Source organism: Geobacillus sp. G4 (assembly GCF_040327975.1).
Lineage (GTDB): Bacteria > Bacillota > Bacilli > Bacillales > Anoxybacillaceae > Geobacillus > Geobacillus thermoleovorans.
In genome coordinates this window covers 339,900-365,292 of record NZ_JBEPJY010000002.1, presented here as the reverse complement: position 1 = coordinate 365,292, position 25,393 = coordinate 339,900, and the positions used below count along the sequence as shown (strand labels likewise).

At 55.6% G+C, this 25,393-nt stretch carries 27 protein-coding genes; 17 read left to right on the top strand and 10 right to left on the bottom strand.

Annotated features, from left to right (window positions below; translation table 11 throughout):
- Positions 1–6 precede the first annotated feature (6 nt).
- The 5 genes from ABS784_RS04025 to ABS784_RS04005 all read left to right on the top strand — a co-directional run bounded on the left by ABS784_RS04025 (position 7) and on the right by ABS784_RS04005 (position 6,340).
- Positions 7–1,383, top strand: a complete 1,377-nt coding sequence (locus ABS784_RS04025) for an isochorismate synthase (protein WP_042381875.1) — start codon at positions 7–9, stop codon at positions 1,381–1,383.
- Positions 1,376–3,109 (top strand): 2-succinyl-5-enolpyruvyl-6-hydroxy-3-cyclohexene-1-carboxylic-acid synthase, encoded by a 1,734-nt coding sequence (gene menD, locus ABS784_RS04020; RefSeq protein WP_144329950.1) that lies wholly within the window; start codon positions 1,376–1,378, stop codon positions 3,107–3,109. Before ABS784_RS04025 ends, menD begins: the two co-directional genes overlap by 8 nt.
- A gap of 11 nt (positions 3,110–3,120) precedes the next feature.
- Positions 3,121–3,933 (top strand): 2-succinyl-6-hydroxy-2,4-cyclohexadiene-1-carboxylate synthase, encoded by an 813-nt coding sequence (gene menH / locus ABS784_RS04015; protein WP_020278047.1) that lies wholly within the window; start codon positions 3,121–3,123, stop codon positions 3,931–3,933.
- Positions 3,934–4,752, top strand: a complete 819-nt coding sequence (menB, locus tag ABS784_RS04010; protein WP_011232345.1) for a 1,4-dihydroxy-2-naphthoyl-CoA synthase — start codon at positions 3,934–3,936, stop codon at positions 4,750–4,752.
- 115 nt (positions 4,753–4,867) lie between these two features.
- Positions 4,868–6,340 (top strand): o-succinylbenzoate--CoA ligase, encoded by a 1,473-nt coding sequence (locus tag ABS784_RS04005; RefSeq protein WP_011232344.1) that lies wholly within the window; start codon positions 4,868–4,870, stop codon positions 6,338–6,340.
- 306 nt (positions 6,341–6,646) lie between these two features.
- Here ABS784_RS04005 and ABS784_RS04000 read toward each other — a convergent pair whose 3' ends face one another.
- Both ABS784_RS04000 and ABS784_RS03995 read right to left on the bottom strand, forming a co-directional pair.
- Positions 6,647–6,844 (bottom strand): hypothetical protein, encoded by a 198-nt coding sequence (locus ABS784_RS04000; RefSeq protein WP_011232343.1) that lies wholly within the window; start codon positions 6,842–6,844, stop codon positions 6,647–6,649.
- A gap of 65 nt (positions 6,845–6,909) precedes the next feature.
- Positions 6,910–7,071 (bottom strand): DUF1540 domain-containing protein, encoded by a 162-nt coding sequence (locus tag ABS784_RS03995; protein WP_011232342.1) that lies wholly within the window; start codon positions 7,069–7,071, stop codon positions 6,910–6,912.
- A gap of 328 nt (positions 7,072–7,399) precedes the next feature.
- Here ABS784_RS03995 and ABS784_RS03990 point away from each other — a divergent pair, with 328 nt between their 5' ends.
- The 4 genes from ABS784_RS03990 to ABS784_RS03975 all read left to right on the top strand — a co-directional run bounded on the left by ABS784_RS03990 (position 7,400) and on the right by ABS784_RS03975 (position 12,479).
- On the top strand, positions 7,400–7,690 hold the full coding sequence (locus tag ABS784_RS03990; protein WP_352511518.1) for a DUF2325 domain-containing protein: 291 nt from the start codon (positions 7,400–7,402) through the stop codon (positions 7,688–7,690).
- A gap of 18 nt (positions 7,691–7,708) precedes the next feature.
- Positions 7,709–8,197 (top strand): hypothetical protein, encoded by a 489-nt coding sequence (locus ABS784_RS03985; protein WP_013524470.1) that lies wholly within the window; start codon positions 7,709–7,711, stop codon positions 8,195–8,197.
- A gap of 148 nt (positions 8,198–8,345) precedes the next feature.
- Positions 8,346–10,424, top strand: coding sequence for a hypothetical protein (locus tag ABS784_RS03980; protein WP_352511516.1), 2,079 nt, complete (start codon positions 8,346–8,348; stop codon positions 10,422–10,424).
- Positions 10,425–10,520: 96 nt separating this feature from the next.
- Positions 10,521–12,479, top strand: coding sequence for a beta-propeller fold lactonase family protein (locus ABS784_RS03975; protein ID WP_011232338.1), 1,959 nt, complete (start codon positions 10,521–10,523; stop codon positions 12,477–12,479).
- 216 nt (positions 12,480–12,695) lie between these two features.
- Here the strand turns inward: ABS784_RS03975 and ABS784_RS03970 are convergent, their stop codons facing one another.
- The 3 genes from ABS784_RS03970 to yidD all read right to left on the bottom strand — a co-directional run bounded on the left by ABS784_RS03970 (position 12,696) and on the right by yidD (position 15,267).
- A complete protein-coding gene (locus ABS784_RS03970; RefSeq protein ID WP_352511514.1) occupies positions 12,696–13,670 on the bottom strand; it encodes a metal ABC transporter substrate-binding protein in 975 nt (324 codons plus the stop codon).
- A gap of 79 nt (positions 13,671–13,749) precedes the next feature.
- Complete coding sequence (locus tag ABS784_RS03965) at positions 13,750–14,934, bottom strand: GTP-binding protein (RefSeq protein ID WP_352511512.1); 1,185 nt, start codon at positions 14,932–14,934, stop codon at positions 13,750–13,752.
- Between the two features lie 87 nt (positions 14,935–15,021).
- Entirely contained in the window at positions 15,022–15,267 is a 246-nt protein-coding gene (yidD, locus tag ABS784_RS03960) for a membrane protein insertion efficiency factor YidD (RefSeq protein ID WP_352511510.1), read from the bottom strand.
- Between the two features lie 214 nt (positions 15,268–15,481).
- On the opposite strand from yidD, the gene ABS784_RS03955 reads away from it, so the two are divergent.
- Positions 15,482–15,958: an S-ribosylhomocysteine lyase gene (locus tag ABS784_RS03955; protein WP_352511508.1), complete on the top strand. Its 477-nt coding sequence runs from the start codon at positions 15,482–15,484 to the stop codon at positions 15,956–15,958.
- Between the two features lie 24 nt (positions 15,959–15,982).
- Here ABS784_RS03955 and ytzI read toward each other — a convergent pair whose 3' ends face one another.
- The gene (gene ytzI, locus ABS784_RS03950) at positions 15,983–16,144 is read right to left on the bottom strand and encodes a YtzI protein (RefSeq protein WP_407067054.1); all 162 of its coding nucleotides are present in this window, start codon (positions 16,142–16,144) and stop codon (positions 15,983–15,985) included.
- Between the two features lie 152 nt (positions 16,145–16,296).
- Here ytzI and ABS784_RS03945 point away from each other — a divergent pair, with 152 nt between their 5' ends.
- The 4 genes from ABS784_RS03945 (at position 16,297) to ytkD (ending at position 18,206) form a co-directional block, all read left to right on the top strand.
- Positions 16,297–16,737 (top strand): Dps family protein, encoded by a 441-nt coding sequence (locus tag ABS784_RS03945; protein ID WP_014196600.1) that lies wholly within the window; start codon positions 16,297–16,299, stop codon positions 16,735–16,737.
- Between the two features lie 153 nt (positions 16,738–16,890).
- Positions 16,891–17,286, top strand: coding sequence for a phage holin family protein (locus tag ABS784_RS03940; RefSeq protein WP_014196599.1), 396 nt, complete (start codon positions 16,891–16,893; stop codon positions 17,284–17,286).
- Positions 17,287–17,347: 61 nt separating this feature from the next.
- Positions 17,348–17,680, top strand: a complete 333-nt coding sequence (locus ABS784_RS03935) for a hypothetical protein (RefSeq protein ID WP_011232331.1) — start codon at positions 17,348–17,350, stop codon at positions 17,678–17,680.
- 58 nt (positions 17,681–17,738) lie between these two features.
- Positions 17,739–18,206, top strand: a complete 468-nt coding sequence (ytkD, locus tag ABS784_RS03930; protein WP_011232330.1) for an RNA deprotection pyrophosphohydrolase — start codon at positions 17,739–17,741, stop codon at positions 18,204–18,206.
- A 118-nt stretch (positions 18,207–18,324) separates the two neighbouring features.
- On the opposite strand, the gene ABS784_RS03925 is transcribed toward ytkD, so the two are convergent.
- From ABS784_RS03925 to ABS784_RS03915, 3 genes are read right to left on the bottom strand one after another with little or no spacing between them, the layout of a single operon-like run.
- Positions 18,325–19,134: an ABC transporter permease gene (locus tag ABS784_RS03925; protein WP_352511505.1), complete on the bottom strand. Its 810-nt coding sequence runs from the start codon at positions 19,132–19,134 to the stop codon at positions 18,325–18,327.
- On the bottom strand, positions 19,118–19,909 hold the full coding sequence (locus ABS784_RS03920; RefSeq protein WP_011232328.1) for an ABC transporter ATP-binding protein: 792 nt from the start codon (positions 19,907–19,909) through the stop codon (positions 19,118–19,120). The genes ABS784_RS03925 and ABS784_RS03920 overlap by 17 nt, the downstream gene beginning before the upstream one ends.
- Positions 19,910–19,927: 18 nt before the next feature.
- The gene (locus ABS784_RS03915) at positions 19,928–20,932 is read right to left on the bottom strand and encodes an ABC transporter substrate-binding protein (RefSeq protein WP_011232327.1); all 1,005 of its coding nucleotides are present in this window, start codon (positions 20,930–20,932) and stop codon (positions 19,928–19,930) included.
- A gap of 291 nt (positions 20,933–21,223) precedes the next feature.
- Here ABS784_RS03915 and ABS784_RS03910 point away from each other — a divergent pair, with 291 nt between their 5' ends.
- From ABS784_RS03910 to ABS784_RS03900, 3 genes are all read left to right on the top strand, one after another.
- Positions 21,224–22,012, top strand: coding sequence for an alpha/beta hydrolase family protein (locus ABS784_RS03910; RefSeq protein ID WP_011232326.1), 789 nt, complete (start codon positions 21,224–21,226; stop codon positions 22,010–22,012).
- A gap of 92 nt (positions 22,013–22,104) precedes the next feature.
- The gene (locus ABS784_RS03905) at positions 22,105–22,347 is read left to right on the top strand and encodes a DUF2584 domain-containing protein (RefSeq protein ID WP_011232325.1); all 243 of its coding nucleotides are present in this window, start codon (positions 22,105–22,107) and stop codon (positions 22,345–22,347) included.
- Between the two features lie 280 nt (positions 22,348–22,627).
- The gene (locus ABS784_RS03900; RefSeq protein ID WP_352511502.1) at positions 22,628–23,530 is read left to right on the top strand and encodes an Rpn family recombination-promoting nuclease/putative transposase; all 903 of its coding nucleotides are present in this window, start codon (positions 22,628–22,630) and stop codon (positions 23,528–23,530) included.
- Between the two features lie 143 nt (positions 23,531–23,673).
- Here ABS784_RS03900 and pckA read toward each other — a convergent pair whose 3' ends face one another.
- Positions 23,674–25,260: a phosphoenolpyruvate carboxykinase (ATP) gene (gene pckA / locus ABS784_RS03895; protein WP_352511500.1), complete on the bottom strand. Its 1,587-nt coding sequence runs from the start codon at positions 25,258–25,260 to the stop codon at positions 23,674–23,676.
- Positions 25,261–25,393 lie beyond the last annotated feature (133 nt).

Sequence of the window (25,393 nt, the reverse complement as noted above, 5' to 3'; positions counted from 1 at the left end):
AGGAACGTGGCGATTGGATTTCGACATCACCTGCAGCAACAATTGCATAGATTGGCGGTGAATGCAGGGCGGCCGTTTGTCAGCTGGGCGGAACCGTGGGAGGGCGTTGATCCGGTTTCTTTTTTTATGCAAGGGCCGTCATGCGGCTTCCGCGAACGGTTTTTTTGGGCGGATCGAACCGGAGGCACGATATTGGTCGGCCTCGGCTCCGTTTATGCGATCGAAACGGAGAAGGCCGACAGCCGGTTTGATGACGTGGAAGCGGGCCGGCGCCGATGGAAGAAGGAGATGGAGCCATACGGCGCGGCCGATGCGCCGCCGTTATTGTTTGGCGGATTTTCGTTTGACCCCTATCGGCCGGGCACCGACATGTGGCGCGGCTTTCCGGCCGGGAAGCTCGTGGCGCCGGCCGCGCTTCTTGCCGTAAGAAACGGCAAAACGACGTTGACCGTCACCGTCCCAACGGACAAAAGAGGACGGGACTGGGAGCGGGTCGGGCGCTTGCTTGAGCGGATCAGCGACCCCATGGCCGCTCCAAAGCGGCTTCCGCGCCTTGTGTCAGACGAAGAAGAAGAGAAAGAACGATGGTTGGCGGCTGTTCGCGAAGCGATCGCCTCGATTCGGGCGGGGGCGTTGGACAAGGTGGTGCTCGCCCGCGCTCGGCGCCTGGCGTTTGCCAAAACGGTGGATGCCGCGGCCGTACTCCAGCGGCTTCGCGAGCAGCAGCCGTTTGCTTACATTTTTGCGTTTGAACAGGACGGCCGCTGTTTTATCGGGGCTTCCCCTGAGCAGCTTGTCCAAAAAGAAGGGAAAATGTGCCGGTCGGTTTGCCTCGCCGGATCGGTGCGCCGCGGGGCCGATATGGAGGAAGACGAGCGGCTTGGCGCTTGGCTGCGGGCAGATCGAAAAAACAACGAAGAACATCAGTTTGTTGTGCAAATGATCGGCCGCTTGTTTTCTTCCGTCTGCGAGACGGTCGAGATGCCGCCCGCACCGCAGCTGCTCAAGCTGCCGCACATCCAGCATTTATGCACTCCGGTTGTCGGCCGTGGCTCCCGCGAGCGCTCGGTGCTCCGCTTAGTGGAAATGATGCATCCGACACCCGCGCTCGGCGGAACGCCGCGCGATCGAGCGCTGGAGGTGATCCGCGCCCTTGAGCCGCTTGACCGCGGATGGTATGCAGCGCCGATCGGCTGGGTGGATGGCGAAGGCAATGGGGAATGGGCGGTCGCCATTCGCTCCGCCTTGCTCGCCGGGAAGGAAGCCATGCTGTTTGCCGGCTGCGGCATTGTCGCCGATTCCGACCCAAACAGCGAATATGAAGAGACAAATGTGAAAATGGCCCCGATGTTATCGGCGTTGGGAGTGATGAACGATGGCTGATGCCTTGTCTGTTTATGCAGCGGCATTGGTGGACGGATTGGCGCAGGCCGGGGTGACGGAGGCGGTGATCAGCCCCGGTTCGCGCTCGACGCCGCTTGCGATGGCGATGGCGGCCCACCCTGGCCTTCGACTATATATGAATATCGATGAGCGGTCGGCCGCGTTTTTCGCCCTCGGCTTGGCGAAAGCGAAGCAGCGTCCGGTCGCGCTCGTATGCACGTCCGGAACGGCGGCGGCCAACTATGGGCCCGCGGTTGTCGAGGCATACTATTCGCGCGTGCCGCTCGTGGTGCTGACGGCCGACCGGCCGCATGAACTGCGCGATGTCGGGGCGCCGCAGGCGATTGATCAGCTGCACTTATACGGACGCTACGCCAAGTGGTTTGTGGACTTGGCGCTGCCGGAAGAGGCGGATGATATGCTGCGATACGCGCGGACGATGGCGGCAAGAGCCGTCCAAACGGCCGCCGGTGCACCGTGCGGGCCTGTGCATGTGAACGCGCCGTTTCGCGAGCCGCTTGTCCCGCATATCGATGAGGCGGTTTGGGAGCGGGTGCGGTCTGTTTCGAGAGCGCCGCAAGTGTGGCACGGCCGCCCAGCGCTGCCGCAAGAAAGCGTATCGGCGCTGTATGAGCAGCTGTCGGCGGCGGAACGCGGGTTGATCGTCTGCGGGCCGCTCGATCGCCCTGGGTTTGCCGAGGCGGTCACCGAGTTGGCGCGGGCGCTTGATTTTCCGATTTTGGCCGATCCGCTTTCCCAGTTGCGCGTCGGTACGCATGACAAAACGTACGTGCTGGACAGCTATGACGCCATATTGCGGGAGGAAACCGCCGCTTCCAAGCTTGTGCCGGATGTGGTGCTTCGGTTCGGCGCCATGCCGGTGTCGAAGCCGCTCTTTTTATGGCTCAAGCGCCATCGCGCGATTCGTCAAATTGTTGTCGACGACGGCGGCTGGCGCGATCCAACGTTGTCCGCGGACAGCTTCGTTCAGAGTGATGAACTGATTCTTTGCCGCCAGCTTCTTGAATGGGCGAAACCGAAAGAAAACAAAAGCGCGTGGTCGGCGATATGGCTAGAGATGAACGCGATCGCCCGCGCGGCGCTTGAGCGCCATCTGCCAAAAGAAGAATGGTTTGAAGGGAAAGTGTTCACGGAACTTGCCAATTTGCTTCCAGCCGGGGCGGCGCTGTTTGTCGGCAACAGCATGCCGATTCGCGATGCGGATACGTTTCTCTTTGCGACGGACAAGCCGCTTCGCGTTTTGGCCAACCGCGGCGCCAACGGCATTGACGGAGTCGTCTCGAGCGCCTTGGGCGCAAGCGTTGCCGCGAACCCGCTTGTGCTGGTGATCGGCGACTTGTCGTTTTACCACGATGTAAATGGCTTGTTGGCGGCGAAGATGCATTCGTTGTCAGCTACCATTGTGTTGTTGAACAACAACGGCGGCGGCATTTTCTCGTTTTTGCCGCAGGCGCGCCATAAAGGGGCGTTTGAAACGCTGTTTGGCACGCCGACGGATTTGTCGTTTGCCCACGCCGTCGAGATGTACGGCGGCCGCCATACGGTGCCGCACAATTGGGCGGAGTTCCGCCGCCATGTATCGGAATCGCTGTCGTCAGGCGGGCTTCATGTCATTGAAGTGCGCACGTCGCGCGCGGAAAATGTCCGAATGCATCGATTGTTGTGGAACGAGGTTGCTCGGGAAATCGCGAAATGTCTCGAATGAAGAGGATTGGCATGACCATGATGGTGAATGGGGTTTGTTACCATGTGGAACAATACGGAGAAGGAGAGCCGCTTCTGTTGCTTCACGGGTTTACGGGCAGCGCGGACACGTGGCGGCCGCTCGCCCCGTTTTGGCCGGACTTCCGTGTGATGGCCGTCGACTTGTTGGGCCATGGGCGGACCGAGGCGCCAAAGGACGCCCGACGGTATCGGATCGAACACGCGGCGGCTGACTTGGCGGCGCTCCTTGACGAATGGGGCGTCGAACAAGTGAACGTGCTCGGCTACTCGATGGGCGGCCGGCTCGCGTTGGCGTTCGCCGTTTGGCATCCGCGCCGCGTTCGCCGCTTAGTGCTGGAAAGCAGTTCGCCCGGCTTGGAGACAGAGGAGGAGCGGCGCGCGCGGCGGGAAGCGGATGAGGCGTTGGCGCGAAAGATCGAAACGGAAGGCGTCCGTGCTTTTGTCGATGATTGGGAAAAAATCCCGCTGTTTGCCACTCAGCAGACGCTCCCGGATCCGGTGCGAGCGGCGATTCGCCGCGAGCGGCTCCGCCATACGGCAACGGGGCTTGCCAACAGTTTGCGCGGGATGGGGACCGGCGTGCAGCCGTCGTTTTGGGAACGGCTTGGCGAACTTGCCATGCCTGTGCTCCTTGTTTGCGGGGAGCGCGATGAGAAGTTTTGCCGCATCGCCGCCCAAATGCACGAGCGGCTGCCCAACAGCGAACTTATCTGTGTAAAAGGAGCCGGACATGCAATTCACGTGGAACAGCCCGGCATTTTTGCTAAAATAGTAAGTGAATTCATGACAAAGGGGGAAGTGTAAATGCCGTTTGAATGGGTGAAGCAGTACGACTATGAGGATATTATTTACGAAACGTACAACGGCATCGCCAAAATTACGATCAACCGTCCGGAAGTACATAACGCGTTTCGGCCGAAAACGGTGAACGAGATGATCGATGCGTTTACGAAAGCGCGCGATGATTCGAATATCGGCGTCATCATTTTGACCGGCGCCGGCGGCAAGGCGTTTTGCTCGGGCGGGGACCAAAAAGTGCGCGGCCATGGCGGCTATGTCGGCGAGGATGAAATTCCGCGCCTCAATGTGCTTGATTTGCAGCGGCTCATCCGCGTCATTCCGAAGCCGGTCATTGCGATGGTCGCCGGCTATGCCATCGGCGGTGGGCATGTGCTTCATGTCGTATGCGATTTGACGATCGCCGCGGACAACGCCATCTTCGGCCAAACCGGGCCGAAAGTGGGAAGCTTTGACGGCGGCTATGGCGCCGGTTATTTGGCCCGCATCGTCGGCCATAAAAAGGCGCGGGAAATTTGGTATTTATGCCGTCAGTACACGGCGCAAGAAGCGCTCGAAATGGGGCTGGTCAACAAAGTCGTGCCGCTTGAGCAGCTTGAAGAAGAAACGGTCAAATGGGCGCAAGAAATTTTGGAAAAAAGCCCGACGGCCATTCGCTTCTTAAAAGCGGCATTCAACGCCGACTCCGACGGCTTGGCCGGCATCCAACAGCTCGCCGGCGACGCGACGCTTCTCTTCTACACGACCGAAGAGGCGAAGGAAGGAATGCGGGCGTTCAAAGAAAAACGGAAGCCGGACTTCAGCCAATTCCCGCGCTTCCCGTGATGAGAACGAAGAAGCAGCTTGATGGCGCGTCAAGCTGCTTTTTGTCGCTTTTCCGAAGGGAGGAATCCTTTCGCTGGCCGTCGGCGGAGGAGGGGGCAAGAAAGGAGGACGCTAGATGACAACGATGCCAAACTGGCTGAAGCAGCGGGCGTTTTTAACCCCGGAGCGAATCGCCGTGAGCGACGGGCGGCGGACAAAAACGTTTGCCGAATTGTATGAAGCGGCTGCCGTCTGGGCGCGGCGCCTCGCTCAAGCAGGCGTCAAGGAAGGAGATATTGTCGCCTTGCTGATGAAAAATCGCATCGAGATGATCGAGATCATCCATGCGTTGTTTTTTCTCGGCGCCCGCGTCCTGCTGCAAAACGTGCGCCTTACGTCCTATGAGCTTGGCTGGCAGCTTGATGACAGCGGCGCGCGGCTTGCCATCGCCGATGAGGAGCTAGCCGGGAGCCTTGACGGCGATGGACGCGTTCTGACTGTGGGCGCGGTTGCCGCGCTTCCGGAAGTGGACGTCTCCTTAAAAGAAACGTGCGATTTGGAGGAAGTCGCCACGATCATGTATACGTCCGGGACGACCGGCACTCCGAAAGGCGTCTTGCAAACGTACGGCAACCATTGGTGGAGCGCGGTCGGTTCGGCGCTCAATTTAGGCTTGCATGAGCGCGACTGCTGGCTGGCCGCCGTGCCGCTGTTTCATATCAGCGGCCTGTCGATCGCCATGCGCAGCGTCATTTATGGCATGCCGATGCGGCTGCAAACGTCATTCGACCCAAAGGAAGCGAACGAATGGATCATGCGCGGCGACGTGACGATCATGTCGGTCGTGGCTGCCATGCTTCAGCGGATGGTGGCCGAGCTCGGGGAAGCGCGCTACCCCGATACGTTCCGCTGCATGCTGCTGGGGGGCGGGCCGGCGCCGCGCCCGCTGCTTGAGGCATGCAAAGAAAAGGGCATCCCGGTGTACCAGACATACGGGATGACGGAAACGGCGTCGCAAATCGCAACACTCGCGCCGGAATACAGTTTGACGAAGCTCGGTTCGGCCGGCAAGCCGCTTTTTCCGGCGGAGCTTTGCATCCTAAAAGACGGAAAGCCGGCTGCGCCGCATGAAGCGGGGGAAATTGTCGTCAAAGGGCCGAATGTGACAAAAGGATATTGGCAACGCCCGGAAGCGACGGCGCAAGCGATCCGCGGCGGCTGGTTTTTTACCGGCGATATCGGCTATCTTGATGAAGACGGATTTTTGTACGTCCTTGACCGCCGTTCTGACTTGATCATTTCCGGCGGCGAAAACGTCTATCCCGCTGAGGTGGAGGCGGTGCTGCTGTCGCATCCCGATGTGGAAGAAGCCGGGGTGACGGGCGTCGAGAATGAAACGTGGGGGCAAGTGCCGTATGCGTTCGTCCGCCTGAAACGCGGAGCGTCGCCAGACGAAGCGGCCCTTCGCGCGTTTTGCCGCGAGCGGCTGGCGAAATATAAAGTGCCGGCCCGCATTTACTTCGTCGACGAACTGCCGCGCAACGCCGCGCAAAAACTGCTGCGACGCGAACTGAAAAGGCTCATTCCAAAAACGGAACAAACCTTTTGATAGGAGTAAAAACACCTGTTCGGAAGCAGAAAAGGCAGGACCTCGCCTAAGTCGAGGTTCCTGCCTTTTTGCCGCTGCCATTCCCGCGGCGTTCCGACCGGGAGGCATGGCGTTCGCCGAATCGAAGCCCTTGCTTTTAGACCGCTGCGATCCAGCTTCATCCGTCCGCTTTGTCCCCTGTTGGAGGACGGCAGTCAAACGTCATCCCTTGCACGACCGATTTCCATCGCGCAGATGGAAACATAGGGATGGCCATCCAACGTCGTTTTTTGCTCCACCTGGCGTTTGTTCCGAAATGGACGGCCCTCAAACGTCATCCATCCACCCGAGTTCAGCGGCCCGATGGGCGATGAGCCGTTCAATCTCAGGTGGGAGTTGATCAAACGAACCGAACTCATAATCCCACAAACGGGCGAAGGAGTCGATGCAAGCTGGGTATGTTCCTAAAGCGGCCCGCTTCATTTCCGTTTGCAGCGCTTGAATGAGGCTGGCGCGTTTGTCCATCGTCATCCCCCTCGAACGATGCAAGCGCCGCCCGGTTGGCCGGGCAGCGCCTCGTTGGTCTCGCATCATGCTTTATGGGCCGGAACAAACGTTTTGCAGTCTGTTTCCGTTGAATCAGACGCCATTTTTCCTGCATGGCTGACCACGTAAATGGCTTCAGCGCTGCAGCGATTCCCTTCTGCCCAATAACGGCAGTTGTGCACTTCGCAAAGAACATCTTTCGCCATGGTCATCCCCCTTGTCGTGATGAAATCGCCCGCCTCTATAGTTTGACGCATTTGCAGGCATTTTATCCATCTCTAACCGAGAAGACTCCCGCTTCCATGATCAACGGAAGCAGGGGTAATCGGCGGCTTCCATCATGGTTGTTCTCCCACGCCGCCCCAAATATAAAAGAAGGACTTCGCGCAGAAATGGCGTTTCCTTCTTTACCATCGTTGAAGCGGGGGCTCATCGCCCCAAAAAATGATGAAAATATCTCTTGTTATAATTGACATAGAAAATCATTCTCAATTAAAATAAAAAAGAAAGAAGCGAGCAAAGGAGGCTTTCGTGATGGCATCACTGCTTGTTGTCGGAGCCGATCATTTAGGCCATATTACCGATAAATTGGAGCGTTCCGGATTCCGGGAAATCATTCATCTCAATGGACGAAAAGTGAATATGGTGAGACGTGACATTCCGGAGCATGTGGACGCCGTATTGGTCATGATCGATTACGTGAACCATAATTTGGCGAAGAAAGTGAAAGAGAAGGCGAAAAGCAAAGACAAGCCTATTTATTTTGCGAAACGGTCATGGAGCTCGATAAACGCTGTATTGGAGCAGCTGGAAAAACATTCATGAACAAACAGGAGGCGAGCCATGGTGCCTATCCATCACGAGACGTTGGATGTCTGGCCGTATGCGCTGCGCCGGTTTCTTCGCCGCGTCATTCAAGCGTATTGCGACACCGCTCCTTCGCTGCGGTCGCCGCTTTGCTTGCTTCGGTTGATTGATCAGCACCGTTCGCTCCTTCCTTTGTCGATGTTTCCGACGCCGTTGCATTACGGTCTTGTCTTGGCGAAGGTGACGGATCATTTGCTGCAGTTTTTCGGTTCGATGGAAGAGGCGGCATGCAAGCCGCTGCTGCTGGCGGACGGCGGATTGGGCGAAGAAGCGGATCGGGAGTTGTACATCGTTTACCGCGACCGGGTTCGCGTGTTGCTGTGGTGTGAGGAAGAGGAAGCCATTCGGCGATGCAAAGAAACGGCGTCGTCCTTATGCCGCAAAACAATCGGACGTTGTCCGAACGAACTGGAATGCTGCTTTTTATGGACGGGCGGACGCCGCATTGAGTGGATTCCGGCTTAAGGGAAGGAGAAAAGAGGCATGAAAAGCGTCTTTCTCGGGTGGAATGTGATGGAACGGATTCCGGCTTGAATGAAGGGGATCGCCGGCGTATAATGAAATAGGTTGAAAATGAAAATCGTTATTTTTAAATAAAATGGGGGAGCAAGTCATGAAACGCATGCCTTGGAAAGTCATGGCCACGTCGGCGGCGGCCTCGCTGCTTTTGGCGTCCGGCTGTTCCGCCGTCGGGGAGAAAGAGAACGGCCGTTCAGCGGAAGCGCCGCGCCTGCACGTGCCGGTGGCGGACGATCATTTTGATACGGCCGGCAATATGTTTGCCTATTCCGAATTTGAGCTGTCCGGAGAGCCGTTGGCGGAAGGGCTCGGGCTTGATTTGGACACCCTTGACGCGAGAAAGCCGGATGAGCCGACGAAATTTGACTATACGGCCGGCATCGAGTCATACGAGTATTCCGAAGAAGCCATGTATGAGGTGACGGAAAAGTCAGGGCTCGGGCTCCATCTCATAAACGGCCCGATCGCCAAGCAACGGGCCGAACAGCGGCATAAGCCAGCCGATGAAGCACTCGCCGACCGTTTTTATGAGCTTGCGGACAGCGTCGGCTATCCGCGCGAGGAAATTTTCCGCAACATGTTCCCGACCTTCATCGAGTACGCCGGCGGCGATCCGCATTATGCGCAAAAGGTTGACACGGACGTGTACGCGGAAAATGACGACGGTACATACGTTCCCGTCTATCAAGTCGATTTCCAATCGCTTCGCTGGGATCGCGGAAAAATGGACAAAGTGCTCACGCCATCGGCTTACGGCGGCGTCTTTTTGAAGCAAGCGCTTTGGGCCGGCGACTTTTTGGGCAATTTTCATCAAAAAGACAGCGATGAAGAGGTGGAGGCGAAAACGCCAAACGACGATCAAAGCGGGAACGTCGCTCTTGGCGTCAGCTCCGCCGACGGGATGCAAGGGATGATTTTGACGGAACAAATATGGAACAAGCTGGCTTTTATCCGTGACCATTTATTTTATGATGCGAAGCAGCAGGCGTTGACGAAGGCAGCCGGCAGCCGTTACGACCCAAGCGGAGGATTCGTCTATTTGCCGCACGCGGTGGAAGTGGCTGAAAGGGGAAGCGAGCTGGCGCCGGATGCCGCGAAGTTGGTCGTCAAAGATCCCCGCAGCTTGCTTGAGGACCAATGGCTCATGCTATGGCCGGCGGCGGAGTTTTTCGGCATGACCGACCAGCGGCCGGAAAACAAAAATCAAAACCCCGCGTTTTTGGCCGTGTTTGACGGAAAACCGTTCCCGAAAGCGGCAAAAGAAAATGTGGATGCCGATCCAGCCAACGACCGTGTGGCCGACGACCCGTATTCCGTCAACCGCGACGTGCTGCTGCAAGTGTTCCGCAACATCGATGCCATGCATTTCAATGAAAAAGCGGGCGCGTTTGTGACAGAACATGACGGGCGAACGCAAGGAAATCGGGTCGATACGTTCCAAGCCGGCTATACAATGGAAGCGCTCCGCATCTTCGAACGGGCGATTGACGGGATGCCGGTCGGCTATGCGAGCGGAGAGAGCGCCAAAGGGCTTGGCACGCCGGAAGGAAAGCGGGCGCTTGAGCTCATCCGCCGGCAAGCGGATTTTATCATGCACAACTTGATGCGAAAAGACGGGCTTGTCGCCAACGGCTATACGATCGGCCAAGGGCCGGATCAAGACGAGCCGACGCTTCTTGCCCAGCTTGGTGCGATCCGCGGGCTGACGGTGGCGTTTTTGGCGACGAAAGACGAAGCGTACCGCGATGCGGCGCGCCTTGTTTATGAGGCGATGGACCGCCATTTTTGGGATCAAAAATGGCACGTGTACCATACGGGAGAAACAGAGGACAAGTACACCCCGTGGCTCGCCGGCGCGTTGTCGGGGGTGTTCCGCGTGGCGCTGCAAAACTTGAACAACGACCAAGCGGATGAGACGGCGAAATCCCTTGACCGCGAAACGATCATCTCCCGCTACGTCGACTTTTACGACCGGATCGTCGATGGCCCGACGCTTCAGGAAGGGATGCAGGCAAGCGAGTTTTGGGATACGGGAGATGTCTACATCAAAGGGAAAAAATTGGGCAACACTGACCGCGACCATGTGCCGCAAGTGCAGGCGGCCGGCGGCCCATACGGCGTGGCGCCGGTGTTGCGGACGGTCAAGGTCAATGTTGGATCCGGCAACAAATAACAGAAAGAAAGCGGCGAATACGATTGAGATTCGCCGCTTTTCTTTGTAAAATTGAGGATGGTTATCATTTTCGTGAAAAAACGGGGGAATATTGAAATGCGAAAATGGTGGTTCGCCGCGGCGATCGCCGCGCTGTTGGCCGGCTGTCAGGACGAAAAGGCATGGCATGAGCAGCCGAAAGTGGTCAGACACGCCCCGGCGCACGGCGACAACATCGCCGTAAGCAGCGACGGGCGCTATGTCTACACCGCCAACATCGATGTGGATACAGTGACAATCATCAACGCGAAAACCAAAACGAAGGAAGCGGAAATTCCCGTCGGCCGCGAACCGCGCCAGCTGGCGCTCAGCCCGGATGGACGGACGCTGTATGTTTCCTGCATGTACGATGATGAAGTGGACGTCGTATCGCTTGACAAGCGGACAGTCGTCGACCGTTGGAAAACGGGGATCGAGCCGTTCGGCATCGTCACCAGTCCAGATGGGGAGGAAGTATATGTCGCCAACTACCGCTCGGGCACGGTCTCGGTGTTTGACGCTGAGAGCGGGAAGCGGACCAAAGACATCCAAGCGGGCGATCGGCCGCGGGCGCTGGCGCTGACAGCGGACGGAAGGAAGCTGTACGTGACGCAATATTTGGCGGCTAAAGTCACCGTGATTGACACAAAGAAACGGCGGGCGGTCAAGGAAATCGCCCTCGCCCCGTCGCCGGACAAAGCCGATCGAAAAAAGAGCCAAGGCATTCCGAACACGCTTGAGCAAATCGTCATCGCCCCGGACGGCAAAAAAGCGTATATTCCGCACTTATTGACGAACATCGATACGCCGATCCAATTTGAGGAAACGGTGTTTCCGGCCATCTCGGTCATTGATGTGACGAACGACGTTGAGTTGCCGGACGAGCGGAAAGAGCTGTTTGCCGCGATCAATGTCACTGATGTTCATAACGAGACGATCATCGTCTCCAATCCGTACGATGTGGCGTTTTCCCCGGACGGCGGCAAAGCGTACGCGGTCATGTCTGGAAGCGAGGACCTCGTCGTCTTTGACTTGCGCCGCGGCGGCAAGGCGACGCAAATTTTGCGACGCATCCACGGCAACAATCCGCGCGGGATCGCGATTTCGCCGGATGGGAAGACGCTTTACGTCCACAACGCCATGAGCCATGATTTGGCCGTGATCAAAACCGGAGGAAAAAGCCCATATGCGAAAGCGAAGCAGGAGAGCGGCACGATCCGCCTCATTGCGAAAGATTCGCTCTCCCCGCTCGTGCGTGAAGGAAAAACGATCTTTTACAGCGCCAACAGCGACGAGTTTGCCATCAACATTACAGGAAACAATTGGATGAGCTGCGCTTCGTGCCATAGCGACGGCGACATCAACGGCTTGACGCTCATGACGGCGAAAGGGCCGCGCAACGTGCCGAGCAATATTTTGGCGACGAAAACCGGGCTGTTTATGTGGGATGGTTCGCGCGACGATTTTACCGACTACATTCATACGGTGCAAGGCGAGATGGGCGGCATGACGGCGATCGACCCGTCCAAGCCGCTGCCGCCGAAAGTCCAGCATATGTTTGACGCCATTCTCGCCTACTTGAACGACCCGCGTTCGTTCCCCGTGCCGAAAAGCCCGTATCGAAAGGCGGACGGCAGCTTGACGGCGGAAGCGAAGGAAGGGGAGCGCCTGTTTAACGGGAAAGGGAATTGCTTAAGCTGCCATGGGGGCGAGTATTTCACCGACAGCGTCAAGGCGGTCGGGCCGGACGGGAAATTGACGACTGCCAATACCGCCTACTTGCACGATATCGGCACGGCCAATCCGAAGGACCGCGCCTCCAAAGGCGACGCCCGCGCCCGGTTCACAAACCCGCGGACGCCCAAACAGTGGGATACGCCGACGCTGCGCGGCGTATGGGCGACAGCCCCGTATTTGCATGACGGCAGCGCGAAAACGATCGAGGAAGCAATCCGGCGCCATCGGACGAAAGAAGTGCAAACATTGACGCCGGGAGAAATTGCGGCCATTGCGGCCTATGTCCGCTCGCTGCAATAGTGAGAGTGATGGGTGAGGAAAAGGGTGCTTTTCTTTCTGCAGGGCAGAAGATCGCACGTCATAAAGGAAGGTGTCCCACGCTCGTTGGGGACACCTTTTTCCTTGTTATTTTGGCCGTACATAGCGCTTATCGTGCATAAACAAACGCCAGAAATAGACGAAGCCGGGAAACAAAATGAGAAAGCCCACGAATCGAAAGAGACAGGCGGTTGTATTTTAATAAAGGGCTTTTTGCAGCACGCGGAGATTCTCGGCCATAAGAGCAAAGTAATCTTTGTGGGCTTTTCGATCTTCATCGGTCAGCGATTCCAAGTTATGCAGACGGAGCGGCTTGGCGCCGATTTCGTTCTGAATCACTTCCGCCGTTTTGGGATGAACATTTTGTTCGAAAATGACATAGCGGATGTGATGCTGTTTGGCTGTCTGGATGAGCTGAGTCAGCTCTTTTTGCGATGGTTCGTTGCTCGGAGAAAGCCCGGAAACGCTCAGCTGTTTGATTCCGTAGCGGTCTTCCCAATATCCGTAGGCTTGATGGGAAACGAGCATCTCTTTTCTGGGAGCTTTCTCCACTGTTGAACGGAATTGCCCGTCAAGGCGCTCGAGTTTCATCTTTAACGTTTCAAAGTTTTGCATAAACAGGTCTTTTTTGTCAGGTTTCAGTTCAATCAGCAAATCGCGGATGTTCTCGGCGATCGCAATGGAGCGGATCGGGTCAAGCCATACATGAGGATCTTTGTCTCCGTGTTCGTGGCCATGTTCTTCCTCATGTTCGTCTTTGTGCCCTTCGCCATGCGCATGCTCCTGTTCATGGTTCGATTCAAGCAATTCGATGCCGTTTGTGGCAACGAGAAATCGGACGTGCTCATTTTGTAATGTTTCCTGCAGTTTTTCGGCGAACGGTTCCATCCCGTGGCCAATGTAAATGAAGGCGTCCGCATCGGCAATCTGCTGCACGGTTCTGGTTGTCGGTTCGAACGTATGGGCTTCCACTCCCGGCGGGTAAACACTTTTGACGTTCACAGCGTCGCCGCCGATTTTTTTCGTAAAGTCTTCAAGCGGATAGACGGTTGTATAAATCGTTAGCTGATCGTTCGATGTTTGGCCCTCTTTTGCCTCTGGCTTCGATTGACAGCCGTATAGCAAGGCGCTCGTCGCCAAGAGGAAAGACAAAATGATGGACGTTGCTCTCATGTTGAACTCCTTTCTGGAATAAAGATGTCCGCATTTATTATATCGTAATCATTACGATTTGAAAATGAAGGATCACCGTTTAGGCCGAAGGAATCAATGAAGGAAACGGATTGGGCAACAGCGTCCAATCTTCCTTCATCTCCTCATCGGTCAGCAAGCATTGGTCCAGCGAGCGTTCGATGTCATCCGCGTTCATCTTGATGCCAATCAACACGAGTTCGGTCAAGCGGTCGCCGTAGGTGTCATCCCACTTTTCCCGCCATGTTTCCTCTTCTTGCAACAGCTGTTTGATGTCCTCTTCTGGATAGGAAGCCATCCATCGCCCCGCTGCTTGGATGGAGATCGATGTCCCTGCTTGTGATAGAAGAACGCACATGTCATTCCAAGAGGCAAGCCAAAGAAAGCCTTTGGCGCGCACCACTTCTGTTGGCCAATGTTCAAGCCAATTCATCAAACGTTCCGGATGAAACGGCCGCTTTCTTCGATAAACAAAGGAAGAGATGCCGTATTGTTCAGTCTCGGGTGTGTGCTCTTCATTCAGCTCTTTGATCCAGCCGGCTGATTGGCTCGCTTTTTCAAAATCAAATAAGTGGGTGTTTAAAATGGAATCGAGCGGCACTTGGCCGAAAGTTGCCGGGATGATGACGGCTTCCGGATTCAGCTTTTGAAGCACGGTTTGTAATTTTTGCGCTTCCTCCGCCGATACAAGATCGATTTTATTGATGATAATGACATTGGCGAATTCGATTTGTTCAATAAGCAAATCCGCAATTTCGCGGCTGTCCGTTTCATCGACGGCCTGTTGGCGGTCAAGCAAGGTTTCACCCGAGGAAAAGTCCGTCCAAAAGCGGTTGGCGTCGACAACCGTCACCATGGTGTCCAATCGGCATTTTCGGGATAGATCGATTCCAAGTTCCTCATCCAAATACGTAAAAGTTTGCGCAACTGGAATGGGTTCGCTAATTCCGGAAGATTCAATGACAATATAGTCGATTTCTCCGTTTTCGACGAGCTGATCGACCGCTTTGATCAAATCCTCCCGCAAGGTGCAGCAAATACAGCCATTTTGAATTTGAATGAGCTTTTCTTCGGTGCGGAAAAATCCGTTTTGCCGAATGAGTTCGGCATCCATATTGATTTCGCTCATATCGTTGACAATGACGGCGATTTTTTTTCCTTCCCGATTGTGCAAGATATGATGAAGCAAAGTCGTTTTCCCTGATCCTAAGTAACCGCTTAATACAGTGACAGGGATTTTTTTCATCTGCTGCTCCTCCTCTTTTGAAAATAGTAATCATTACGATTTAACAAGATCGATCATACAAAAAAATGAAGTAAAAGGCAAGGGCCATCAAGTGATTTTGTTTTTTTTCAGGTGTTGGGATGGTTCAGGAACGGGATCAAAACCGCCCGGATGGAACGGATGGCATTTCAAAATGCGCTTGACCGTCAGCCATCCCCCTTTTATGGCGCCAAACCGCCGGACCGCTTCGATGCCATAGTTCGAGCAAGTCGGATAAAAGCGGCATGTCGGCGGTTTGAGCGGAGAGAGGAAGCGTTGATAAAAGCGGATGCACCAAATCAGCCATTGGCCCATGTACAGTTCTCCTTTCCGTTATCATCATGATTACAATAGAACAAACGGTTCTTTTGTTCAAGAAAAACGACTGTCATTCGCTCGGAATGGGGCGCCGACCCAGCCTTTGCTTTTTGGGCATAGACGCCAAGCCGAGCGAGAGGCAAAAAAGATGCAGGACGCCCCCCGTTTTGGTTATGATAAAAAAGAGAATCAATAACTAGGAGTGATTGACATGCCTTCACCGGTGGAAAGCTTTGAATTGGACCATTGCGCGGTTAAGGCGCCGTATGTGCGGCATTGCGGAGTTCACAAAGTCGGCAGCGACGGCGTCGTCCATAAGTTTGACATTCGCTTTTGCCAGCCGAACAAGGAAGCGATGGACCCCGCCGCCATTCATACGCTCGAACATTTGTTGGCGTATACGCTGCGCCAACATGCGGTGAAATATGATCATTTCGACATTATCGACATCTCGCCGATGGGCTGCCAGACTGGGTTTTACCTTGTGGTGAGCGGTTCGCCGACCGTGGACGAGGTCATCGATTTGTTGGAAGACGCCATGAAGGACGCGCTCGCCGCGACGGAAGTGCCAGCGGCGACCGAGCGGCAATGCGGCCAAGCGAAGCTGCATGACCTAGAGGCGGCCAAAAAGCTTATGCGTTTTTGGCTTTCGCAAGAGAAAGAAGAGTTGAAAAAGGTGTTTGGCTGATGAACAAGCCGGCCCAGGGCCGCTCTACTGTGGCTGCTTCGGGCCGGCTTGTTGTCCGCTGCCGCGCTCTTCCGGGAGCGGATCGACGACCGTATGCTTGTGCGCGTACGCTTTCGAAGTCGTCGCGACCGCTAAAGCGAGAACGACAGCGACAATGATGAGGCAAACAGCCAACGTCCAGTACATCATAGCGGCTCCTTTTTTTCTTTTCATTATACCATATCCCGCAGGCCGGGCGTTCATATTTCCGGCGAAATGGGGGAAGCTATCCATCGGCAGGTTTCCATGTTTCATCAGCAAGCCAGCTGGGTACAACAACCATGAGGAGGAGTGAGATGATGGCAACCCGACTGATCGATCTCGTCAACAAACAAATCGCCAACTGGACCGTTTTGTACGTGAAATTGCACAACTACCATTGGTATGTCACCGGGCCGCAGTTTTTCACGCTGCATGAAAAATTCGAAGAGCTGTACAACGAAGCCGCGACCCACATTGACGCCCTGGCCGAGCGGCTGCTGGCGTTGGGCGGCAAGCCCGTGGCGACGATGAAAGACTGCCTCGAGCAGGCGTCCGTCAAAGAAGCGGCCGGGACGGAAACGGCCGAACAAATGGTGGCTTCGATTGTCCGTGACTTTGAAACGATGATCGGCGAATTGAAAGAAGGCATGCAGCTGGCGGATGAAGTGAACGATGAAACGACGGGGGATATGCTGCTTGGCATTCATCGCAGCTTGGAAAAACACGTCTGGATGTTGAAATCGTTCTTAGGACGATAAGAATGAGGAGGCTGTCCTCAGGCCGGGGGACGGCCTTTTGCTTTGTCCTTTCTTTGTCGAAAAAGGGCGATTTTTTAGGGAATGCGCCGCGCCGCGTTCTCCCCTCCGGGCATACGATAGTTACGCGTATCCTATGTTCAAGGAGGGGGGAGCGTGAACAAGCCGATCCCGATGGTTGCCGTGTCGCTGTTCGGTTCGTTTCTGTCGATGTTTGTCGGCAGCGTGGACTCATTTGTCGTGATTTTGCTTGCTTTGGTCATTGTCGACTACCTTACCGGCATTGCCGCCAGCGCGGTCGAAGGCAAGCTGTCAAGTCAAGTCGGCTTTCGCGGCATCATCCGCAAACTGTTGATTTTCGTTCTGGTGGCAGCATCGCATCTCGTCGATTTGGCCATTGGATGGAACATGCATGTAATCCGCGATGCGATCATTTTTTTCTATATCGCCAATGAGTTTATCTCGATTGTGGAAAACGCCGGCCGGGCGGGCGTTCCGATCCCGTCCGTGCTGCGCAAGGCGATCGAGCTGTTGAAAGATGAAATAAAATAAGCATATTTTTCCCCGATTGCCCCACACTAAGCAAAAAGAGCAAAAGAAGGAGTGGACGAAGGTGGCAGACGAACGAAAAAAGACGTATTACGTCTCGATGGCAACCGGAGAAATCTCGCAGTTGAAAACCGCTTCGCCGTGGGACTTCCAAATTGAAGCAACGGATGAGGAAATCACCCAGCTGCGCGAATATTTTGATCAAAATTATTCGACCGACTGGCAGGCGTTTTGGCGCACCCATGTGCCGTACATCCAATACCATTATGATCGGGAAAACGATGCTTACGACCGGACGTTGACGAAAATTTATGAAATGATTTACCGCCTCGGCAACGAGGAGGCGAAGGAGCATATCCGCTCGCTCGGCATCCTTCCTGACGAAAAAGAAGAGTAAACGCCGCGAGTCGAGCGGCGTTTTTCTGTATAATGGGGAGAGGAAAGGGGAGAGTCCGATGCATGAATTTCGCGATTACTACGGACATCGCGTTCGGCTGGCCTTTGCGGATCATCCGTTTTCCCCCTCCCCCGGGCATGTATGGGTCATTTGCCGCTATGGCGGGCGATGGCTGTTGACGGATCATCCGCGCCGCGGCCTTGAGTTTCCCGGCGGCAAGGTGGAAGAAGGGGAAACAGCGGCGGAAGCCGCGGCCCGCGAAGTGATGGAAGAAACGGGGGGAATCGTCGGCCGGCTTGAATACATCGGCCAATATGAAGTGGAGCCGGATATCGTGAAAAACATGTATTTTGCCGACATCGCTGCGCTCGTCGAGCGGGGGTCGTATTTGGAAACGAACGGCCCGGTGCTGCTTGAGGCGCTGCCGGATGACATCCGCGCCGATCAGCGTTTCAGCTATTTCATGAAAGATGACGTGCTTTCACTGGCGCTTGCCAAGTTGAAACAGCGCGGGCTGATCGATTGAAAAGGGGCGCCGATCGGCGGCGGCTCCCGAAGATGGGCTTCCCAAAAGCGGCGGATGCCGGCTCATTGGGACGACAGGAATGAAACGAGACGCCCGGCAACATTCGGCGGGCGTCCCGCTAGCGGCGGTTTCCCCATTTTTTCTCGATCAAGGCGACAAGCTGATACATAACGGTCGACAGCAAGGCGACGATGAGCAGGCTCATCAACACAAGCGTGAAGTTGAACACTTGGAAGCCGTAAATGATTAAATACCCAAGCCCTTGTTTCGAGACGAGAAACTCGCCGGTGATGACGCCGACCCAAGCGAGGCCGACGTTTACTTTCAACGTCGAAATGATCGCCGGGAACGACGCCGGCAGCACCGCCTCTTGAAAGCATTGGTAGCGGGTGGCGCCGAACGTCCGCAATACTTTCAAATAGTTCGGATCGACCTCTTGGAACGCCGAATAGACGACGATCGTCGTGATGATGATGGAGATGACGACGCCCATGGCGACAATCGACGTAAATCCCGGTCCAAGAGCGACGATCAAAATCGGCCCGAGGGCGACTTTTGGCATGGCGTTGAACACGACCAAATACGGATCAAGCGTCTTCGCCAGACGCGGAAACCACCAAAGAAGCGCGCCAATCAGCGCCCCGCCGGCTGTGCCGATGAAAAATCCAAGCAAGGTCTCAAACAGCGTCGCCGATGTATGGGCGAATAGAGAGTGATCGCTCATTTTTTCGACAAACAGCTTGGCGATGGCGGATGGAGAGCTAAATAGAAGGGGATCGACCCAATGGAAGCGGCTTGCCGCTTCCCAGACGGCGAAAAAGGCGACAAGCAGCACCGTCTGCCAAAGGCGGATGATCCGCTGTTCTTTGCGCAAGACGGTGAGGTATTCTGTGTGCAGCGCTTCAATGCGTTCATTGGGCGGATTCAAGGGCCTCCATCTCCTTCCAAATGGATTGAAAGAGCGCCGGAAACGATGGCTGCTGGCGGGCGGCAAGCGGCGGGCGGCAGCGCAGTTCATCCGGGATGACAAACGTCCGCACCAGGCGGCCGGGGCGTGGCGAAAACAAGAAAATGCGATCGCTCATGGCGATGGCTTCTTCGATGTCATGGGTGACGAGCACCGCTGTTTTTTCGTATTGTTTTAACGTCTTCCAAACGAGTTCTTCCAGTTTCAGCTTTGTTTGTTGATCGAGGGCGGAAAACGGTTCATCAAGCAAAAGCAGCTTCGGGTCGGTCGCCAACGTGCGCACGAGCGCCGCGCGCTGGCGCATGCCGCCGGACAGCTGGCTCGGGTAATACAACTCGACGCCGGCTAGGCCGATCTCCGACAGCAGAGCGAGCGCTCGTTCTTTCGTGTCAGCGGTCAGCGTGTCGGTGATTTTCAACCCGAGAAGGATGTTTTCTTCGATCGTTTTCCACGGAAACAAATAGTCTTGCTGAAGCATGTAGCCGACCGCGCGCCGCGCCGCCGGCGCGGCCGTTCCGCTCGGCCAAATCGGTTGGCCTTCGATGTGGACCGCCCCTTCCGTCGGCTCAATCAGCCCAGCGATGATCGACAAAAGCGTCGTTTTGCCGCAGCCGCTTGGGCCGAGAAAGGAGACAAATTCTCCTTTCTCGACGGACAGCGACACGTCATCGAGCGCAGTGACAGCGGTCGTTTTCGTCAAATACGTATGCGAAAGGCGGTCGATCGAAAGAAACATGACGTTCACCCGCTTTCGTCAATCGTTCATCGCTTTTTTGGCAAACGACGAATCGACAAGCGTATTCAGGTCGATGCGCTTCGGCAGCTCGCCGGCTTCGGCCATAATGGTTTGCAAGTTGTTCCATTCTTCTTCATCCAAAATCGGATCGGTCGCATAGGTCCCTTGGCTTTTGTAGCGCTCAACCACTTTTTCGATGATGGCCGAGTCCGTGTCCTTAAAGTACGGTTGAATGGCTTTGGCAATTTCAGCTGCGCTGTGCGATTCGACCCATTGCTGCGCTTTGTAGATCGCGCGCGTAAATTTTTCAATCACGTCTTTGTTTTCGTTCATGTAGCTTCGTTTTGCCATATACGACGTGTACGGCACGCGCCCGGATTCGGTGCCGAATGAAGCGACGATATAGCCTTTCCCTTCTTGTTCAAAAATGCTCGCTGTTGGCTCAAACAGCTGGACGAAATCGCCGGTGCCGCTCGCAAAGGCGTTGGCGATATTGGCGAAATCGACGTTTTGAATGAGATGCAAATCGTTGTGCGGGTCAATGCCGTGTTTTTTCAGCACAAACTCGCCGACCATCTGCGGCATGCCGCCTTTCCGTTGGCCGAGGAACGTGCTTCCTTTCAACATCTCCCATGTAAAGTGGCCGATTTTTTTGCGCGAGACGAGAAACGTTCCGTCCGTCTGGGTCAGTTGGGCAAAGTTGATGACCGGGTCGTCCGTTCCTTGGCTGTAGACGTAAATCGACGTTTCCGAGCCGACAAGGGCGATGTCCGCGCCGCCGGAAAGCAGCGTCGTCATCGTTTTGTCGCCGCCCCATGTCGTCGTCAGTTCGACATCCAGCCCCTCTTCTTTAAAGAAGCCTTTTGCCAGGGCGACGTACTGTGGTGCGTAAAAAATCGAGTGCGTCACTTCGGCGAGCCGCACTTTTTGGAGCGGCTTTTCGCTTTGGCCCCCGTCATTCGTGCAGGCGGAAAGCGGCAAAAGCAGCAGAAGCGAGCATAACCATACGGCCCATTTTTTCATGTTCGTTAACCCCCTTGGTTCGCATGCGGTAAACCGTGGTTTCACCTTATCGTATGCACGCAGCCAAAATGTGTGAATGCCTAGAAAAAATGGGCGGTCGAACGAGAACGGGCGGCGGTCGGGACGCTCCTCGCGCTCCAGGGCTTTTTCAAGCTGACGCTCGGCCAAGGGGCGGCATGCACCAACAGCGAGGCAGTCGGACAGCCCCACTTGCCCTAATGAAAGAAGGCGTTGGGGGATGATGACGGGTGGTTCGCATCATCTGTTTTCGCGTAGGAAGGAGGCAGGCGTATGGACGGGGACATCATCGACCAATACCGGTTTCCGTCGCCGCATCCGGGAATCGATGTGTTCTTTGTCACCTATATGTCCCAAGGGCTGAAGGTGAAAGGATTTTTAGCGGCGCCGAAGCGAAAAGGCGTTTATGACGGGTTTTTGTATTTGCGCGGCGGCATCAAAAACGTCGGGCAAGTGCGGGTGCCGCGCCTTGTCCAATTCGCTTCGCACGGGTTTGTCGTCTTCGCTCCGCTCTATCGCGGCAATGGGGGCGGAGAAGGAAACGAAGATTTCGCCGGTGAAGACCGTTATGACGCGCTCGCTGGGTTTCATCTCCTTCGCCGCCATCCGCTCGTCCATCCCGGGCGCGTTCACATGTTCGGCTTCTCCCGCGGCGGGGCGATGGCGCTCCATGCCGCCCTAATGGCCGAGGGGGTCTGTTCGGTGGCGGTCTGGGGAGGGGTGGCGGATATGGAGCTTACGTATTGGGAGCGGCCTGACTTGCGGCGGATGATGAAGCGCGTCATCGGCGGGACGCCGAACAAATGCCCGGAGCGCTACCGGCACCGCACGCCGCTCTATCATCTGGAACGGCTCAAGGCCCCGGTGCTCATCATCCACGGCGAGCGCGATGAGAACGTCTCGATTGAGCACGCCTGGCGGCTGGAACGGCGGCTGAAGCAGCTCGGCAAACCGGTCACGGCTTGGTACTTCCCTGAGTTCACCCACTATTTTCCGCCGCAAGCCAATCGCGAGACGGTGCAAAGGCTCACGGAATGGATGAAACAACAGCCGACGATGTGATACGATACAACTAGAGGGGCGGCTGCGTGCGCCGCTCGGGTGGCGGCGCGGCCGCCAACGAATCGATGGGGTGCCAAGGAGGTTGGAATCATATGGGCATGCCGATGGAGCTGCAGACGGTCATTGTGACAAAAGGAAAGGAACAGCGCGTTCAAGGAAATGTGTTTGTGTTGAAAAAAGAAGGCTACCGCTTGTATCCGCTTGACGTGCCGCTTGAAGTGCGCCGGACGGTGCAAAGCGAAGCGAGCGGCGTCGCGGTCGTGAGAAAGCTCGAATGGGAAGACAGTCGGACGACGGTGACGTATGAGCTCGTCAGCCTGTATTCGACGAATTGAACGAGGCTGCACACCATGAAGCGGCTGAATGAGAGCTGAACGGGTTCATCGGCCAGGAGCGCAAACGGAAGAACGGTTTGCGCTCTTGGCTCAAGTTTTTTCCGTCTATAGTTAACTTGTGGCGTCAGGCCGGTTCAGACAAGCATAAAAATAGCCTTTGCTTGAGGATTTCCTGTGCGACGTTTGATCATACCATAAAAAAAGTAGGGGGGAGGAGAAGGAGTTTGGCCGCGGAGAGCGAATATCATACGATGAATTCGATGCCGCAAGGAGGGGAAACGTGGCCAAACCGCGAATCGATCACGACCGGTTGTTCAAAGAGTTGCTGTCGACGTTTTTCGAAGAGTTTTTGCTTCTTTTCTTTCCCAACGTGTACGAGCACATCGACGTTCGCCACCTTTCTTTCCTCACAGAAGAACTGTTTACCGACGTGACGGCCGGAGAGAAGCATCGCGTCGACTTGTTGGTCGAAACGAAGATGAAGGGGGAGGAAGGGCTCATCATCGTCCATGTCGAACACCAAAGCTACGCACAGCGGACCTTCCCCGAGCGAATGTTCCTCTACTTCAGCCGCTTGTTTCAAAAATACCGCCGCCGCATTGTTCCGATCGCCATCTTCAGCTATGATGAACACCACGATGAACCTTCCTCATTGGTCGTCCAGTTTCCGTTTTTGACGGTTCTCGATTTTCGTTACTTGACGGTGGAGCTGCGCAAACTGCCGTGGCGCGCGTACATCCGCCATGACAATCCCGTCGCCGCTGCCTTGTTAAGCAAAATGGGGTATAATGAAGAAGAAAAGGTCGAAGTGAAAAAAGAATTTTTGCGCATGCTCGTCCGCCTTGAGCTCGATGAGGCGAAACAGCGGCTGTTGTTCGGTTTTTTTGAAACGTATTTGCGGTTGTCCGAAGAGGAGGAAGCCAAACTGCGAAACGAGGTGAGCCAAATGGAAACGAAGGAAGCGAAGCAAGTGATGGAGCTCATCGTCTCGTACGAACAGCGGGGAATGGAAAAGGGAATTCAACAAGGAGTCAAACAAGGGATGAAGCAAGGGCGCCAAAAAGGGATTGAGGAAGGGAAGCTCGACGTGGTGAAGAGAATGCTGGCGAAAGGGTATGATGTCGACACGATCCACGAACTGACCGGGCTGCCGGTTGAGAAGATCGAACGGGTGAAGGGGTAAGCAGAGCAGACTCTTCGCCGTCGAGCCTCACATTGTCGTCGACCCCCAATCGTGCAAAAACCCCGGGGGATCGACGACAATCATTTTATGCGTTCGAAAAAACAGCCGGACAGGGAACGGCTCCCTGTCCGGCCGGGTTCTTGTTACACGAGCGGTCCGCCGAGTTTTTCGATCGTCGGGTCGATATGGGCGAACTTTCGGAAGTTGGCGCGGAACTTTTGCGCCAGCTCTTTTGCTTTTTGTTCGTACGCTTGTTTGTCAGCCCATGTGTTTTGCGGCTGCAGGACGTCATCCGGCACGCCGGGGACGTGGGTTGGGATAGCGAGGCCGAAAATCGGGTCTTGCACCGTTTCGACGTTGTCCAGCTCCCCTTCGACGGCGGCTTGCACCATCGCCCGGGTGTAGGCGAGCTTCATGCGGCTGCCGACGCCGTACGGTCCCCCTGTCCAGCCGGTGTTGACCAAAAAGACGCGGACGTTGTGTTCGGCGATTTTTTGCCCGAGCATTTCCGCGTATTCGACGGCCGGGCGCGGCAAAAACGGTGCGCCAAAGCACGTTGAGAACGTTGCTTCCGGTTCGGTGACGCCGCGTTCGGTGCCGGCGAGTTTGCTTGTGTAGCCGCTTAAGAAATGGTACATCGCCTGTTCGCGCGTCAGCTTGCTGATTGGCGGCAGGACGCCGAACGCATCAGCCGTCAAAAACACGATCGTGGACGGATGGCCGGCGACGCTTGGGTCGACGATGTTTTTGATCGCTTGAAGCGGGTAGGCGGCGCGCGTGTTTTCCGTCAGCGTGCCGTCGTCGTAATTCGGCACCCGCGTCGCGTCGTCGAGGACGACGTTTTCGAGCACCGCGCCGAAGCCGATGGCGTCAAAAATTTGCGGCTCTTTCTCGCGCGATAGGTTGATGCATTTCGCATAGCAGCCGCCTTCGATGTTGAAAATGCCGCGGTTTGACCAGCCGTGCTCATCATCGCCGATCAAGCGGCGGTTCGGGTCGGTCGAGAGCGTCGTTTTTCCCGTTCCCGACAAGCCGAAAAAGAGGGCGACGTCGCCTTCCTGGCCGACGTTGGCCGAGCAGTGCATCGGCAGGATGCCTTGTTCCGGCAGCAAATAGTTCATCACCGAGAAAATCGATTTTTTCATTTCGCCGGCATACTCGGTGCCGCCGATCAACACGGTGCGCCGTTCAAACGAGATGATGATGAACGCTTCCGAGCGCGTGCCGTCAACTTTCGGGTCGGCTTTAAAGTTCGGCGCGCAAATGACGGTGAATTGCGGCTCATGCGCGGCGAGCTCTTCGGCGTTCGGCCGGATGAACAGCTGATGAACGAACAAGTTGTGCCAGGCGAATTCGTTGACGACTTGAATCGGCAGCCGGGATTTCGGATCGGCGCCGGCAAAGCCTTTAAACACGAACAGTTCATCTTTCTTCATTAAATAGTCGAGCACTTTGTCGTACAGTTTATCAAACGTCTCCGGAGACATCGGCTGGTTGACCGCGCCCCAGTCGATCGTTTGCTTCGTTGACGGTTCTTCGACGATGTATTTGTCTTTCGGCGACCGCCCTGTGTACTTGCCGGTTGTCACCGCGACGGCTCCGGTGTGCGTCAGCCGTCCTTCGTTCCGCCGCAGGACTTTCTCGACGAGCTCGGCGACGGACAGTTGATGATGCACGTACGGTTTTTGCAGCAATAAATCAAGCTTATTCGTCATGTTTGCGATCCCCATATTCAAAACCTGCCTTCTTTTTGTAATCACTCTTGAAAATAGTATAACACATTTTTATTAATAGTCCATACTAATTGTGTGGGTTTTTCAAACTTTATTTTGCCCAATGTGTTGGTTTCCTTGAGGAAAGAAT

What these genes read in the sequence shown, in the direction of transcription:
- ABS784_RS03910 (WP_011232326.1), top strand. Translation starts at nt 21,224, where the DNA reads ATGGACGGGGACATCATCGACCAATACCGGTTTCCGTCGCCGCATCCG.
- menH (WP_020278047.1), top strand. Translation starts at nt 3,121, where the DNA reads ATGACCATGATGGTGAATGGGGTTTGTTACCATGTGGAACAATACGGA.
- ABS784_RS03945 (WP_014196600.1), top strand. Translation starts at nt 16,297, where the DNA reads ATGGCAACCCGACTGATCGATCTCGTCAACAAACAAATCGCCAACTGG.
- ABS784_RS03975 (WP_011232338.1), top strand. Translation starts at nt 10,521, where the DNA reads ATGCGAAAATGGTGGTTCGCCGCGGCGATCGCCGCGCTGTTGGCCGGC.
- ABS784_RS03915 (WP_011232327.1), bottom strand. Translation starts at nt 20,932, where the DNA reads ATGAAAAAATGGGCCGTATGGTTATGCTCGCTTCTGCTGCTTTTGCCG.
- ABS784_RS03955 (WP_352511508.1), top strand. Translation starts at nt 15,482, where the DNA reads ATGCCTTCACCGGTGGAAAGCTTTGAATTGGACCATTGCGCGGTTAAG.
- ABS784_RS03980 (WP_352511516.1), top strand. Translation starts at nt 8,346, where the DNA reads ATGAAACGCATGCCTTGGAAAGTCATGGCCACGTCGGCGGCGGCCTCG.
- ABS784_RS04005 (WP_011232344.1), top strand. Translation starts at nt 4,868, where the DNA reads ATGACAACGATGCCAAACTGGCTGAAGCAGCGGGCGTTTTTAACCCCG.
- ABS784_RS04000 (WP_011232343.1), bottom strand. Translation starts at nt 6,844, where the DNA reads ATGGACAAACGCGCCAGCCTCATTCAAGCGCTGCAAACGGAAATGAAG.
- ABS784_RS03965 (WP_352511512.1), bottom strand. Translation starts at nt 14,934, where the DNA reads ATGAAAAAAATCCCTGTCACTGTATTAAGCGGTTACTTAGGATCAGGG.
- ABS784_RS03920 (WP_011232328.1), bottom strand. Translation starts at nt 19,909, where the DNA reads ATGTTTCTTTCGATCGACCGCCTTTCGCATACGTATTTGACGAAAACG.
- ABS784_RS03970 (WP_352511514.1), bottom strand. Translation starts at nt 13,670, where the DNA reads ATGAGAGCAACGTCCATCATTTTGTCTTTCCTCTTGGCGACGAGCGCC.
- pckA (WP_352511500.1), bottom strand. Translation starts at nt 25,260, where the DNA reads ATGGGGATCGCAAACATGACGAATAAGCTTGATTTATTGCTGCAAAAA.
- ABS784_RS03990 (WP_352511518.1), top strand. Translation starts at nt 7,400, where the DNA reads ATGGCATCACTGCTTGTTGTCGGAGCCGATCATTTAGGCCATATTACC.
- ABS784_RS03905 (WP_011232325.1), top strand. Translation starts at nt 22,105, where the DNA reads ATGGGCATGCCGATGGAGCTGCAGACGGTCATTGTGACAAAAGGAAAG.
- ABS784_RS03995 (WP_011232342.1), bottom strand. Translation starts at nt 7,071, where the DNA reads ATGGCGAAAGATGTTCTTTGCGAAGTGCACAACTGCCGTTATTGGGCA.
- menD (WP_144329950.1), top strand. Translation starts at nt 1,376, where the DNA reads ATGGCTGATGCCTTGTCTGTTTATGCAGCGGCATTGGTGGACGGATTG.
- yidD (WP_352511510.1), bottom strand. Translation starts at nt 15,267, where the DNA reads ATGGGCCAATGGCTGATTTGGTGCATCCGCTTTTATCAACGCTTCCTC.
- ABS784_RS03985 (WP_013524470.1), top strand. Translation starts at nt 7,709, where the DNA reads ATGGTGCCTATCCATCACGAGACGTTGGATGTCTGGCCGTATGCGCTG.
- ytzI (WP_407067054.1), bottom strand. Translation starts at nt 16,144, where the DNA reads ATGTACTGGACGTTGGCTGTTTGCCTCATCATTGTCGCTGTCGTTCTC.
- menB (WP_011232345.1), top strand. Translation starts at nt 3,934, where the DNA reads ATGCCGTTTGAATGGGTGAAGCAGTACGACTATGAGGATATTATTTAC.
- ytkD (WP_011232330.1), top strand. Translation starts at nt 17,739, where the DNA reads ATGCATGAATTTCGCGATTACTACGGACATCGCGTTCGGCTGGCCTTT.